The following is a 13,630-nucleotide window of genomic DNA, read 5'->3' as shown; positions in this document are numbered from 1 at the left end:
CGCGGCGGGCCGGATGGCCGGGCGCTGGGACGCCGCGGGCGGCCGGACCGGCGCGGCGCTGGGCTTCGACCCGGCGGTGCTGCGCGACGCGGTCGCCCGCCAGCCGCTCCTGGAGGCGGAGCCGGGCCTGAGCCTGACGGAGCTGACCGAGCCCACCGAGACGGCCGTCGCGGCGGTGTTCGCGCACACGGCCGTCCTGGCCGGCCGGGAGGAGAACGCGGAGCCGCTCGCCGAGGCGGGCCGCCTCTTCGGGCGCCTCGCGCACCTGATCGACGCCGTCGAGGACGTCGCGGACGACCTGGAGGCGGGCGCCTACAACCCCCTCCTGGCGACCGGGACGACGCCCGCCGAGGCCCGAAGCCGGGCCGACGACGCGCTGCGGGGGCTGCGGCTCGCGCTCGCGGACGTGGAGATGGAGAACCCGCGGCTCGTCCGGGCGCTGCTGGGGCGGGAGGTGCGCCGTTCCGCCGACCAGGTGTTCGCCGCGTACCCGCCGCCGGGCCGGCCGCCCTACGGGAACGCTCCACCCGCCCACCCGGGGCACTACCCTCCGCCCGGGCCTCCGCAGCAGGGCGGGTACCCGCCCCAGGGCGGTCATGGCGGCGGCGGTGGGGACTGGCTGCCGCCGCACGGCGGAGGCGGCTCCCATTTCGGTCATCGGCGGCCTAGGCCGGGCTTTCCCGTGCCCTGCCTGACCGGGACGGCCGTCTGTGTCACCTGCGGGGTCTTCCAGCCCGAATGGAGCAAGCACTACGACAAGAGCTGCGGTGATCGGTGCTGGTGCACCCGTCACTGCGATGACGGTTGTGACGGCTGCTGTGATTGCTGTGACTGCTGCGATTGTTGTGATTGCGACTGCGGATGCGGGTGAGATCGAGGCGGTCTGGCGCAACCCCGGTGCGTCAGTAGGCTAGGGGCCACCCCTGACCGACTGGAGAACCCGGCCACCGATGAAGAACCTCACGCTCCCTCGGCCGCTGCGCCGCATCGGCCTCGTCGCCGCCCTCGCCGTCGCCCTCGGGGCCGGCACCGCCACGCCCGCGCTCGCCCACACCCGGCTGGTGAGCAGCACGCCGGGCAAGGGCGCCACGGCCGGGCCCGTCAGCGAGGTCAAGCTCGTCTTCAGCGACGAGATCAAGGTCGCCAAGGTCGTCGTGAAGGGCCCCGGCGGCAAGACGTTCCAGGCCGGCGCGGCCGAGCGCGCCGGGACGACGGTCACCCAGAAGCTCACCGGGGCGCTGCCCGCCGGGTCCTACACGGTCGCCTACCGGGTGGTCGGCGAGGACGGGCACCCGATCGAGGGCGACGAGCTGAACTTCACCGCGACCGCCGGGTCCGGCGGCGCCGAGGGCGGTGCGACGAGCGAGGCGCCCGAGGCCAAGCCCAGCGCCGGCGGCGTCGGGTCCCAGGAGCAGACGGGCGCGGCGGCCGACGCGAACGAGAAGCCGCTCAAGATCGACCAGGAGCAGGCGGCCGAGAAGAAGAAGGACGACGGGGGCTCGAACACCGTCCTGTGGGTGCTCGTCGGCGCGGGCGTGCTGATCGGCATCGGGATCGGCGTCGGCATCGTGTACCGCGCCAAGCGCCGGCACCAGGCGGCCGGCAGCGGTGAGTAGCGGTGACTAAGGGCAGCCTGGGCGTCCTGCGCACCGCGGCCGTCGCGCTGGCCGCCTCGCTCGCGGTCCTCGTGGCCGGGCTCCTGCTCGGCGGGTCGGTCACCGAGAAGGTCATCCCCGGGCTCGGCGACGCCGGGGTCGTCACCCGGTGGGGCCTGCCGGTCTCGCGGACCGTCATGGACCTGGCCGCGGCGCTGACCGTCGGGGCCCTGCTGGCCGCGGCCGCGCTGCTCCCGCTGGAGGGCGGGCGCAACGCCGGCCGGCTGTCGGCCGACGCCGTCGGCTACCTGCGCGCCGCGTCCTGGCTCGCCGCCGGCTGGGCCGCCGCCGCGGCGGCCACCCTGGTGTTCACGGTCGCCGACGTGCTCGGCCAGCCGGTCGGCGACGTCCTCACCGGCAGCGAGCTGAGCAGCTACGTCGGCTCGCTGCCGCAGGGCACCGCGCTGATGCTCGTCGTGCTGGTCGCGGTGGTCGTGGCGCTGCTGGCCCGGACCACCGCCACGCCGGCCGCCGCGTTCGGGCTGCTGGCGATGGCCGGCGCCGCGCTGCTGCCCCCGCCGCTGACCGGGCACTCCGCCTCGGCCGCCAACCACTCGGTCGCGGTCACCGGCGTGGCGCTGCACGTCGCGGCGGTCGCGCCGTGGGTCGGCGGGCTCGCGCTGGTCACGGTGCACGCGCTGCTCGGCCGCGGCAGGCTCGCGGTGATGGCCGAGCGGTTCAGCACGATGGCCCTGTGGTGCTACGTCACCGTCGGCGCCAGCGGCCTGATCAACGTCATCGCCCGCCTGCCCGACCCGGCGGAACTGGTGGACACCGACTACGGCCGGCTGGCGCTCGGCAAGATCATCGCGTTCGGCGCCCTCGGCTGGTTCGGCTGGTGGCACCGCAGGCGCACGCTGCCCGCGCTCGCCCGGCGCGAGCCGGGGGCGTTCCGGCGCCTCGCCGGCGTCGAGACCGCCGTGATGGCGGCCACCATGGGCCTGGCCGTGGCGCTGGCCCGCACCGCGCCGCCCGCGCCGACCGAGGACGAGAGCCCGGTCAAGGCTCTGATCGGCTACGACATGCCGCCGCCGATCACGCCCGGCCGGCTGGCGACGCTGTGGGAGTTCGACCTCTTCTTCGCCGCCCTGGTCGCCGTCCTCGGCGCCCTCTACCTCGGCGCCGTGGTGCGCCTGCGCCGCCGCGGCGACTCCTGGCCGCTCGGCCGCACCGTGTCGTGGCTGGTCGGCCTGCTGACGATCGTGATCGCCACCGAGTCCGGGGTGGGCACCTACGCCCCGATCCTGTTCAGCGTCCACATGGCGCAGCACATGGTGCTGAACATGCTGACACCGATCTTCCTGGTCCTCGGCGCCCCGGTGACGCTCGCCCTGCGCGCGCTGAAGCCCGCCAAGGTCCGCGGCGACCGCGGCCCGCGCGAGTGGCTGAGCGCGGCGCTGCGCAGCCGCTTCACCGCGGTCGTCGCGCATCCCGGCGTCGCCACGGGGATCTTCGTGGCGGGCACGTTCGTGCTGTACTTCACGCCGCTGTTCGAGAGCGCGATGCGCAACCACCTCGGGCACATCGCGATGACGCTGCACTTCCTGCTCGCCGGTTCGCTGTTCTTCTGGGTGCTCCTCGGCGTCGACCCCGCGCCGAGGAAGCTGCCCTACCCGGGACGGCTGCTGCTGCTGTTCGTCACGATGCCGTTCCACGCGTTCTTCGGCATCGCGCTGATGAACCTGAGCCAGCCGCTCGCGCGGAGCTGGTACACCGCGGTCGACCCGCCGTGGGGGACGACGATCCTGAAGGACCAGCACACCGGCGGCGCGATCGCCTGGGGCTTCGGCGAGATCCCCACCTTCATCGTCCTGATCGTGCTGGCGTTCCAGTGGTACTTCGACGACCAGCGGCAGGCCCGGCGCATGGACCGGCGCGCCGACCGCGCCGAGGCCGCCGGGGGCGATCCGGCGACCGACGAGCTGGCCGCCTACAACGCCAGGCTCGCCAAGCTCGCCGAGCGGGACCGGCTCGCCAAGGACGGCGACGGAAAGGGCGAGTCGGTCGAGTCCTGAGCGGCGCGGCGCCTCACCCGAGCGGGGGAGGGCGGTGACCTCCCGGTCTGCGAGGATCGGGGGGTGACCCGCGTTCTCCGGCCGCTGATCGAGCGGACGACCTGGCGGCGGTGGTCCCACCTGGTCGTGGGCGGCGCGCTGCTCATGCCGTACTGGTTCGTGTCGGTCAGCCTCGTCTCCAGCCTCCCGTCCGACGAGAAGGCGGTGAAGGGGCTGGTGATGCTGCTGCTCCTCCCCGGAGCGGCCGTCTTCGTGACCGGGCTGGTGCCGACGGTGCGGCTGCTGGAGGGCTCGCTGGCCAGGGAACTGCTCGCCGGGCCCGCCGCGGCGCTCGTCCCGGGCCCGGCCCGCTCGTGGGAGAGCCGGTTCCGCGCCGCCGCCTGGTTCGGCCTGCACCTGTACACGGGCGTGATCGTCAGCGGTCTCAGCCTCGCGGTGCCGCCGATGGCGTTCGTCCTCCTGCTGGCCCCGGCGGCGGACTGGGACGAGCGCCTGCTGGAGACGTGGGGTCTGCGGGACGTGTCGCAGTGGGCGGTGCCGCTCGCCGGGTGCGCGGCGCTGGCGGCGCTGCTGGCGGTGATCGTTGGCGCGGGCGCGGGGCTGTCCCGGCTGGCGCCGTTCTTCCTCGGGCCGTCCGCGGCGGAGCGGCTCGCGGACGCGGAGGCGCGGGCGGTCCGGCTCGCCGAGCGCAACCGGCTGGCCCGGGAGCTGCACGACTCGGTCGGCCACGCGCTCAGCGTGGTGACGTTGCAGGCCGGGGCGGCGGGACGGGTGCTCGACAGCGACCCGGCGTTCGCCCGGGAGGCGCTCGGCGCGATCGAGGAGTCCGCGCGGGCGGCGCTGGAGGACCTCGACCACGTCCTCGGGCTGCTGCGCGAGGACCCCTCCCGGACGGCCCCGCAGCCGACGCTGAAGGATCTCGGGCGGCTGCTGGAGCAGACCCGGATCGCCGGGGTGGAACTCGACGCGGAGGTGGCCGCCGAGGTCGCGGACGTGCCCGCGGCGGTCTCCCGGGAGGCGTACCGGATCGTCCAGGAGGCGCTCACCAACGCGCTGCGGCACGCGGGGAAGGTGCCGGTGCGGCTGCGCCTCGGGGTGGCCGGGGAGCGGCTGGAGATGGAGATCAGCAACCCGCTCGGCGCGCCGGCCGGCGCCGAGGCGCGGCACGGCGGCGGGCGCGGCCTGAACGGGATCCGCGAGCGCGCGACCGTGCTGCGCGGCGAGCTGGCGGCGGGCCCGGACGGGGAGCGCTGGCGGGTACGGGTCTCGCTGCCGCTAAGGTCCGGAACATGACGCTCAAGGTGCTGCTGGTCGACGACGAACGGCTGATCAGGGCGGGGCTCGCGGCCATCATCAACGCCGAGGACGACCTGTCGGTGGTGGGCGAGGCGGGCGACGGGGCGGAGGTGCCCGACGCCGTGGCGCGGCTGCGCCCCGACATCGTGCTGATGGACGTGCGGATGCCGCGGCTCGACGGCATCCAGGCCACCCGGCACCTGCTCGGCACGGTGCCGGAGCCGCCGCGGATCATCGTCGTCACCACCTTCGAGAACGACGAGTACGTCTACGACGCGCTGAAGGCGGGGGCGAGCGGGTTCCTGCTCAAGCGGACGCGCCCGGAGGAGATCCTGCGGGCGATCCGGACGGTCGCGCACGGCGACAGCCTGCTGTTCCCGGCGGCGATCCGCGCGCTGGCCGCCTCGCACGGCCCCGCCGCGGAGGCCGCGCCGGGGGGCCGCTGGCACGGCCGGCTCACCGATCGGGAGTCGGACGTGCTGCGGCTGATGGCCAAGGGCCGGTCGAACGCCGAGATCGCCCAGGAGCTGTTCGTCAGCACGCAGACCGTCAAGACCCACGTCGGCAACATCCTGGCCAAGCTCCAGGCCCGGGACCGGACGCAGGCGGTGATCCTGGCCTACGAGACGGGGTTCATCGTCCCCGCCTGACGGCGGGCGGTCCGATCGTCGAACGCCGCTTACACCTCGTTTACCTGCGAGTCGTTAGAAAAGAGACAGAAGAGAAAACGGCCACTGATCGGGGGATCATGGACGCTGCCACGCTCTCCGAACTGCGCAAGCCGCGAAGCTACCCCGCCGTCTCGGTGCTGATGCCCACGCACCGCGCCGCGCCGGGCGACCGGCAGGATCCGATCCGGCTCCGCAACCTGCTGGCCGCGGCGCGGCACCGGCTGCACGACGACGTCCGGGTCGGAACCGAGGCCGCCGACCAGGTGATGCGGGGCCTGGAGGGGGCGGCGGCCGAGGTGGATCCGCGCCACCTGGCGGACGGGCTGGTCCTGTTCGCCGCGCCCGGCGGCGAGCACCACGCGTTCACGATCGGCCAGCCGGTCGACGAGCGGGTCATCGTGGACACCGGGTTCGCCACCCGGGACCTCGTCGCCGCCTACACCCGCACCCGGCGTTACTGGCTGCTCACCCTCTCCGACCAGCGGACCCGCCTGTGGGACGGGCAGGGCGAGGAGCTCACCGAGCACGTCGGCGGCGGCTTCCCGGTCGCGCCCGCCCCGATCGACGAGGAGGGGTCGGGGCGGCACTCGCGGGGCGGCGCGCCGAACGGCGACGAACGGCACCGCCAGCTCATGCGCGAGGTCGCCCGCGACCTGGACCGGATCCTCGCGCGCGACCGCCGTCCCCTGCTGGTCGCGGGCGTGACCCGCCACCAGGCGTACTTCGACGAGGTCGCCGGGCCGAACATCGGCGTCGCGGGCCGGGTGGACGGCAGCTACGAGGGCGCGACGGCGAGCACGCTGGCCGAGGCCGCCCGGCCCGCGCTGGCCGCCTACGAGGACCGGCGCGAGGTCGGGACGCTGGCCGAGCTGGAGGCCGCGCGCGGCCTCCAGCGCTACGCCGGCGGGCTGTGCGAGGTCGCCCGGCTGGTGGAGGAGGGCCGCGGCGAGCACCTGGTGGTCGAGCGCGGGTACTACGCGCCCGCGGTCAGGACCCGCGGCGAGCTCGTCCCCGTGGACGGCATGCCCGGCGTGCTCAAGGGCGCCGACGTCATCGACGACGCGGTGGACGACGTGATCGAGACCGCGCTGGAGTACGGCGGGGAGGTCACGTTCGTCTCCGACGGCTTCCTCGTCGACCACGACCGCATCGCGCTCGTGACCCGCTACTGACCCCGGCCGGCCCCGGGCCGGCCCCGGCCGTCCCGCCCGGTGTCACCGTGCCGGGCAGGACGGCGCCTGCCAGGCCACCCAGCCGATCGCCCACGCGGAGCCCGGGTGCGGCCGCCAGCCCGCCGGGTGGGCCGGCCAGGACGCCTCAGGAGGCGTCCCCTTGGGTAGTGCCACGATCACCGTGCAGACGCCCGGCGCGGGAGGGCGGCCCTGGCGGACGTCCGTCCAGCCGATCCTCGTCCACCACGTGGAGTGCACCAGGAGGGTGCGGATCCGCCAGTCGAGGGCGCGGTCCTGCAGCACCCCGCCCGCGGCGGGACCGGGCAGGGGAGGCGCGGGCCGGACGCGCCGGTTGTCCGGGCCCATGATGAACGTCATCGCGGCCAGGTTGACGCAGGCGAGGGCGGCCGCCACCGCCGCGGCGGCGTGCCGGCGGGGCAGCCGCCCGAGGGCCAGCAGGGCGGCCAGCAGCCCGAGCGCGGCGAGCGAGGCCGCGGGCAGGTGCAGCGCCGTGCGGTCGGCGGTCAGGAACGAGGTCTCCGGGAAGTCGAACCCGATGAACGCGTGCGTGCGCAGCCGGTCGCCGGCGTAGGCCGTCACCCACGCGCCCGTCCCGGCCACGATGACGGCCGCCCCCGCGGCGCTGCGCAGCGCCGCGCGTGCGCCGGGCCGCAGCAGGGCCGCCGCGCCCGCGAGCGCGTAGACCAGGGCGAAGCACGACAGGTAGCGGCCGTAGGCGAAGTTGCCGACCCGGTGCTCGTCGTTGAGCGCGGCCGACGAGGCGTAGGCGACGCAGCAGGTCGCGGCCAGCAGCACCGCCGCGACCGCCCGCTCCGGCGCCGGGGTCCGGCGGCGCAGCACGGCCGCGGCGACGACGGCGAGACCGACCCCGCCGAGCCCCCAGGTGCCGACGGCCAGGTACCAGAACTGGCCCGCGGCGCCCGACAGGGCCCACGCCTGCCCGTCGGGCGTGCTGATCCGCAACCGCGTCATGGCCGCGAGGTCGCGGACGCCGTCCGGGTACAGTTCCGCGCGCAGCCGGGCGTTGAGCGCGGCGCCCGCCGCGTATCCGGCGACGGTGACGGCGAGGCCGGTCAGCGCCGCCCGCGGGCCGGGCAGCGCCGCGCGCGCCGCGGCGAACCGGCGCCTGAGCACGCCGCCCCTGGACGCGGTGTCCCCGGACGGGGCGCCTCCGGAGGCCGCGCGGCCGGTCAGCGCGAGGGAGCCCAGGACGAGGGAGCCGATCACGAGGGAGCCCAGCGCGGCGGCGTGCACGGCCAGCAGCACCGCGCCCCGGGTGTGGACGACCGCCGCGTACGACACGACGAGGCTCGCCGCCACGGCGTGCCGAGCCCGCCCGGTCCGCGCGAACCGGTCCAGCGCCAGCAGCCAACCGAGCACCACGGTCGGCAGCACCGCGTCGGTGAGCGCGAACGCGCCGAAGAACGTCGTCGCGGGCAGCAGCGCCGCGCCCCAGGCGAGCGGCAGCGCGGCGCGCCGGCCGAGGCCGAGCCGCCGCGCCGCGAGGTATCCGAGCGGGAACAACGCCGCGCCCACCGCCGCGTTGATCACCATGACGGCCGTGTAGACGGTGACCGGGTCGTGGGTCAGCCAGTACACCGGCGTCAGCAGCAGGGGATACCCGGCCTGGTAGAAGGTGTTGAAGGACATGTCGCCGCCGTGCCCGCCGGCCAGCCAGCGTGCCGCGAGCAGGTAGCCGGTCTCGTCCGGGTTCGCCACGGGGGACGTCCGCGCGCGGGCGAACCACAGCCGGACGGCCACCTGGGCGAGCACGCCCGCGGCGATCAGCCAGGGCAGCGCCCGGGGACGGCGGGCGGTGCCGGGCGGGACGGACCGCCGGGGCGGCGCGATCACGAGCGTCATGCGCCCCACGTTCACCGCCGGCTGTCATGATCTTGTCCGGGATTTGTCCGGATCTCGTGACATGCGCGGGAGGGGCGATCACGGTGTCCGATAATGTGCGGGTGGCGAGCATTCTCTTCGTCGAGGACGACCCCTCGGCCCGGACGGCGCTGGAGCTCGCGCTGACCCGGCTGGGGCACAGCGTGACCTCCCGGGCCACCGGCGAGGACGGGCTGGCGGCGCTGCGCGCCCGCCGCCCGGAGATCGCCCTCCTGGACGTGATGCTGCCGGGCGTCGACGGGATCGAGGTGTGCCGGCGGATCCGCCGCGACGACGCCCTCCCGGTCATCCTGCTCACCGCGCGCGGCGACGACCTGGACGTGGTGCTCGGCCTGGAGGCGGGCGCGGACGACTACGTCGTCAAGCCGGTCGAGCCGCGGGTGCTGGACGCCCGCATCCGCGCGGTGCTGCGCCGTGCCGACCTGACCCGGCTGGACCGGACCGTGCACGGCGACCTCGTCATCGACCGGGCCTCGCTGAAGGTGACCAAGGCGGGCGCCGACGTCCGGCTCACGCCGACCGAGCTGCGGCTGCTGCTGGAGCTGAGCCGGCGGCCGGGCCTGACGCTGAGCCGCCGGCAACTGCTCGCCGCGGTGTGGGAGCACACCCATCCGGGGGACTCGCGGCTGGTGGACGCGTGCGTGCAGCGGGTGCGGGCCAAGGTCGAGGACGAGCCCGCCGAGCCGCGGCTGATCGAGACCGTGCGGGGCTTCGGCTACCGGTTCGCGGCGCGGTGATCGGCGGGCTGCGGAGCCGGGTGCGGCGGCGCGGGCGGGGCGTCGGGCACCGCTGGTTCACCGGGCTGCGGGTGCGGCTGGCGGCGGCGTTCACCGCGGTCGCGCTGCTGGCCTCGGTGCTGGCCTCCGGGGTCTCCTACGTCCTGCTGCGCCGGGTGATGCTCCAGCGGGCCCAGGACGCGGTGCTGAACGACGTCCGGCAGACGCTCGGCCGGCAGATCCCGCCGGAGCTGCCGCCCGACGTCGGCTTCATGATCGGCGCCGAGCTGGAGGAGGCGCTCGGCCGGGCGCCGGGCCGCACGGCGGTGACGCTCCAGGTGCCGCTCGACGGGACGGTGCCGGTGCCGGTGCCGGGCGAGCTGCCGGTGCCGGTCGGCCGGGAGTTCGCCCGGCGCGCGATGCGGGGCGTGGTGTTCCAGCGCCTCACCCACCACGGCACGCCGTACCTGCTGGTCGGAGCCCACGTCACCGGGTACCGGACCACCGTGGACGAACCGGCCCGCACGACGCCGCCGATGGTGTTCGTCACGGCGAACCTGCACCGCGAGGCCGCCGACCTCGACGTGCTGACCCGGGCGCTGCTGGTGGAGAACCTGCTGGCGCTGCTGCCCGCCCTGGCGCTCGCGCTGCTGGCCACCCGCGGCGTGCTGCGCCCGGTGCGCCGCCTCGGCGCCGCCGCCCGCGCGCTCGGCGCCGGCGAGCTGCAGATCCGGGTCGCGGTGCGCGGCCGCGACGAGCTCGCCGACCTCGCCCGGACCTTCAACCGGACGGCCGAGGCGCTGGAGCGGACGGTGACCGAGCTGCGCGCGATGGAGACCGCGTCCCGGCGCTTCGTCGCGGACGTCTCGCACGAGCTGCGCACCCCGCTCACCTCGATGATCGCCGTGACGGACGTCCTCGCCGAGGAGGCCGGCACGGTGGACGGGGACGACGCGGCGGCCCGGCTCGTCGCGCGCGAGACGCGCCGGCTCGGGCAGCTGGTCGAGCACCTCATCGAGATCAGCCGGTTCGACGCGGGCGTCGCCGCGCTCGTCCTGGACGAGGTGAACGTCGCCGAGGAGGTGGCCGCGACGCTGAGCTCGCGGGGATGGTCGGGACGGGTCGCGGTGCGCGGTCCCGCGGGCCTGTCCGCCCGGCTCGACCCGCGGCGGTTCGACGTCGTGGTCGCCAACCTCGTCGGCAACGCGCTGCGGCATGGCGGGCCACCGGTCGTCCTGCGGTTCGGGCCGGCGGTTCGGGCGGGCGCCGCCGGGATCGAGCTGGTGGTCGCAGACCGTGGCCCCGGCCTGCCCGGCGACCTCACCGGCGTGGTCTTCGACCGGTTCGTCAAGGCCGAGGCGGCGCGCTCGCGCAGCGAGGGCAGCGGCCTGGGCCTTTCCATCGCCAAGGAGAACGCCCTCCTGCACGGCGGGACGCTGGAGGCGGCGAACCGGCCCGGCGGGGGAGCGGAGTTCACGCTGTGGCTGCCCAGGGAGCGGCCAGGGGAAGGAGAGACATGAGGCGTGTGCGCGTGGCACGGGCGGCCCGCGCGGTCGCCGGCGCGGCGGTGCTGCCGGCGCTCCTCGGAGCCGTGGCCGGCTGCGGCGTGCGGCCGACCGGGATCATCAGCGCGGGCGACAAGCCGATCGCCGAAGGGAACGCCGCCCCCCTTACGGTCTACCTGCTGCGCGGGCGGCGGCTCACGCCCGTGGTGCGGCCGGGCCTGCCGGGGCATCCGCTGCTCGCGGTCACCCAGCTCGGCGTTCCGCTGACGTCCGCCGAGCGGCGGCAGGGCCTGCACACCGAGGTTCCGGTGGACGGCCGTCTCCAGGTGCGCTCGGAGGGACGGCCGGGGGCGATCACCATCTACGTACGCGACATGCCGCCCGCCTCCAGGCGTCCCTGGACCCGTGCCGCGCGGGCGCAGGTCGCCTGCACGGCGGAGGCCGTCCCGGGGGTGCGCGTCGTGTTCCTGGCCGATGATCCGGACCGGGACCGATACATCCTGAGGCTCAAATGCGACATGTACCCGGACGTGATCGGCTGACCGGCCTCCGACCGGCCCCCCGCCTGCCGCCGGTCAGCCCTTGGTCAGCCAGCGGGTGGTGACGTCGCCGAGCACGGACCGGACGGCCATGATCGCGATCCCCACGCTGAGCAGCGGGGCGACGACCCAGCGTTCGACCTTGCCGTCGGTGCGCGGGATCAGCGGGACGTCGATCCGCCAGGGCAGCGGCCAGAACACCGGGCACCCCCTCGGCGTCAGGCAGTCCCCGGCGACGTGGGCGAGGCAGCCGAGGGTGACCGCGAACCCGACGAAGCTCATGTCGATCTTGTGCATCAGCCAGACGGCGATCGCCGCCAGCGCGCAGTCGGCGAGCGCGGACTGGGGCTCGCGGCCCTCGAAGTCCAGCCCGACCCCGCGCAGCCCGAGGCCCACGATCATGAACAGGCAGGCCCACCAGGCGTAGACGTAGTGGGTGGCGAGCGCGTCCATCGCCCAGCCCATGGCGCCCGCGAACAGGATCGAGTGGGTGGCGTGCCGGTGCCCGCCCGACAGCTTGCCGATCCACTTGCACATGTGGTGGGTGATCGGCCCGAACGTGTTGGCGATGCGCCCGTTGTGGTGGTCGATGTCCGGCAGGATCGCCGCGCCCGCGCACACCACGGAGCCGGCCAGCACCTGCTCGGCGGACAGGTGGACCGCGTAGTCGTGCAGCAGCCGGTCCTGGGCGAGCACCGGAACCGCCGCCAGCCACGCGAGCGCGCCGCTCAGGGCGTGCGTCCTCCCCATCATGCGCCGATCCCCGCCTTCCCGCCCGGCCCGCCGCCCGGTCCGCCGCGTGGCCCGTCCCGCCGGTACGGCCGGACTCTAGCCCGGTACTGATCGTTTTCCGGGGCGACGCGCCGAACCGGGCGCTACGTCCGTTTGATGCGGGACGGCGGGGGATGGTTCCTCGGCCTGCGGAGGAGGCGCCACGCCCGGGGCGGGCCGTGGGAGGGCCGGGTCAGGCCAGCGCGTCGTGCCGGTCGCGGGCGGACACGACGGCCTCGACGTTCTCCTCCGCCCACGCGGCGATGGCCTCGATCGGCCGTCGCAGGGACGCCCCGAGCGGGGTGAGCGCGTACTCGACCCGGGGCGGGACCTCGGCGAAGATCGTCCGGGTGAGCAGGCCGTCGCGCTCCATGGCGCGCAGCGTCTGGGTGAGGACCTTCGGCGTGACGCCGCCGATCAGGCCGCGCAGCTCGGTGAACCGGCGGGGGCCGCCGGTCAGGCCGAGCACGACGAGGACCGACCACTTGTCCCCGATGCGATCGAGGATGAGGCGGGTAGGACAGTCGGGATCGAACGCGTCGCCCTTCATGGTTTCCGAAGGGTACCAATGGAACTTTGAAGTAACCAGTATCCGGTGGATACCGTCAGGCCCGACGACCTTCGAGGAGGGACGAGCATGAGGATTCTGCTGATCGGCGCCAGCGGGATGATCGGGGCGCGGGTGGCGAGTGAGGCGCGCCTGCGCGGCCACGACGTCACCGGCGTCACCCGGAGCGGGACGGACGGGACGGAGCGGGCCGACGCCGGCGACTCCGCCGCCGTGGCGGCCCTCGCCGCGGGGCACGACGCTGTGGTGCTCGCGGTCGCGCCGCCCCGGGACGGCTCGGAGGCGACCGGACCGCTCCTGGCCGCGGGGCGCGGCGTGCTGGACGGCCTGCGCGCGGCGGGCGTCCGCCGCCTGGTGGTGGTCGGCGGGGCGGGCAGCCTGGAGGCCGGCCCCGGCGTCCGGCTGGTGGACACCGTCGGCTTCCCCGACCTCTACAAGGGCGAGGCCCTCGCGCAGGCGGAACTGCTCGAGCTCGTGCGCGCGGAGGCCGGCGACCTGGACTGGACCTACCTCTCGCCGGCCGCGAGCATCGAGCCCGGCGAGCGCACCGGGACGTTCCGCGTCGGCGGCGACGAGGTGCTCGCCGACGCCGAGGGCAACAGCTCCATCAGCGCCGAGGACTACGCCATCGCCCTGGTCGACGAGCTGGAGAAGAACGAGCACGTGGGCCGGCGCTTCACCGTCGCGTACTGATCCGCTCGCCGCCCGGCGGCGCGTGAAAGGCGGGGGAGGGGGCGGGCGTGGCGCGACGCTCGCCCCCTCGTGACGCGCCCTGCCCTCGGCGGGCGCCGTCTCCCGA

At 75.5% G+C, this 13,630-nt stretch carries 13 protein-coding genes; 10 read left to right on the top strand and 3 right to left on the bottom strand.

Going from position 1 to position 13,630, the window contains the following annotated elements:
- The 6 genes from E1291_RS42145 to E1291_RS21665 form a co-directional block, all read left to right on the top strand.
- Positions 1-871 (top strand): DUF5685 family protein (locus E1291_RS42145; protein WP_165495230.1); only part of this gene is annotated, 871 nt, incomplete at its 5' end.
- Positions 872-950: 79 nt separating this feature from the next.
- Positions 951-1,616 carry a copper resistance CopC family protein gene (locus E1291_RS21685; protein ID WP_131739744.1) on the top strand — a complete coding sequence of 222 codons (666 nt, stop codon included), beginning with the start codon at positions 951-953 and terminating at the stop codon, positions 1,614-1,616.
- A gap of 2 nt (positions 1,617-1,618) precedes the next feature.
- Entirely contained in the window at positions 1,619-3,670 is a 2,052-nt protein-coding gene (locus E1291_RS21680; protein WP_131739742.1) for a bifunctional copper resistance protein CopD/cytochrome c oxidase assembly protein, read from the top strand.
- A 63-nt stretch (positions 3,671-3,733) separates the two neighbouring features.
- Positions 3,734-4,963 carry a sensor histidine kinase gene (locus tag E1291_RS21675; protein WP_242614288.1) on the top strand — a complete coding sequence of 410 codons (1,230 nt, stop codon included), beginning with the start codon at positions 3,734-3,736 and terminating at the stop codon, positions 4,961-4,963.
- Positions 4,960-5,616: a response regulator gene (locus tag E1291_RS21670; protein ID WP_131739740.1), complete on the top strand. Its 657-nt coding sequence runs from the start codon at positions 4,960-4,962 to the stop codon at positions 5,614-5,616. Before E1291_RS21675 ends, E1291_RS21670 begins: the two co-directional genes overlap by 4 nt.
- A 98-nt stretch (positions 5,617-5,714) precedes the next feature.
- The gene (locus E1291_RS21665; protein WP_131739738.1) at positions 5,715-6,809 is read left to right on the top strand and encodes a baeRF3 domain-containing protein; all 1,095 of its coding nucleotides are present in this window, start codon (positions 5,715-5,717) and stop codon (positions 6,807-6,809) included.
- A gap of 42 nt (positions 6,810-6,851) precedes the next feature.
- On the opposite strand, the gene E1291_RS21660 is transcribed toward E1291_RS21665, so the two are convergent.
- Positions 6,852-8,693: a glycosyltransferase family protein gene (locus tag E1291_RS21660; RefSeq protein ID WP_131739736.1), complete on the bottom strand. Its 1,842-nt coding sequence runs from the start codon at positions 8,691-8,693 to the stop codon at positions 6,852-6,854.
- A 101-nt stretch (positions 8,694-8,794) separates the two neighbouring features.
- On the opposite strand from E1291_RS21660, the gene E1291_RS21655 reads away from it, so the two are divergent.
- The 3 genes from E1291_RS21655 to E1291_RS21645 are packed head-to-tail and all read left to right on the top strand — an operon-like array spanning position 8,795 to position 11,495.
- Positions 8,795-9,469 (top strand): response regulator, encoded by a 675-nt coding sequence (locus tag E1291_RS21655; protein WP_131739734.1) that lies wholly within the window; start codon positions 8,795-8,797, stop codon positions 9,467-9,469.
- Positions 9,466-10,968, top strand: a complete 1,503-nt coding sequence (locus E1291_RS21650) for an ATP-binding protein (protein WP_131739732.1) — start codon at positions 9,466-9,468, stop codon at positions 10,966-10,968. The genes E1291_RS21655 and E1291_RS21650 overlap by 4 nt, the downstream gene beginning before the upstream one ends.
- Complete coding sequence (locus E1291_RS21645; protein WP_131739730.1) at positions 10,965-11,495, top strand: hypothetical protein; 531 nt, start codon at positions 10,965-10,967, stop codon at positions 11,493-11,495. Before E1291_RS21650 ends, E1291_RS21645 begins: the two co-directional genes overlap by 4 nt.
- Positions 11,496-11,528: 33 nt before the next feature.
- Here the strand turns inward: E1291_RS21645 and E1291_RS21640 are convergent, their stop codons facing one another.
- Positions 11,529-12,245, bottom strand: coding sequence for a metal-dependent hydrolase (locus tag E1291_RS21640; RefSeq protein WP_207400865.1), 717 nt, complete (start codon positions 12,243-12,245; stop codon positions 11,529-11,531).
- 211 nt (positions 12,246-12,456) lie between these two features.
- The gene (locus E1291_RS21635) at positions 12,457-12,813 is read right to left on the bottom strand and encodes a winged helix-turn-helix transcriptional regulator (RefSeq protein WP_131739728.1); all 357 of its coding nucleotides are present in this window, start codon (positions 12,811-12,813) and stop codon (positions 12,457-12,459) included.
- Between the two features lie 87 nt (positions 12,814-12,900).
- On the opposite strand from E1291_RS21635, the gene E1291_RS21630 reads away from it, so the two are divergent.
- Complete coding sequence (locus E1291_RS21630; protein WP_131739726.1) at positions 12,901-13,524, top strand: NAD(P)-dependent oxidoreductase; 624 nt, start codon at positions 12,901-12,903, stop codon at positions 13,522-13,524.
- The last annotated feature ends 106 nt before the right edge of the window (positions 13,525-13,630 follow it).

Source organism: Actinomadura roseirufa (genome assembly GCF_900659635.1).
GTDB classification, from domain to species: domain Bacteria; phylum Actinomycetota; class Actinomycetes; order Streptosporangiales; family Streptosporangiaceae; genus Spirillospora; species Spirillospora roseirufa.
This window is presented reverse-complemented; position numbering and strand designations above follow the sequence as displayed.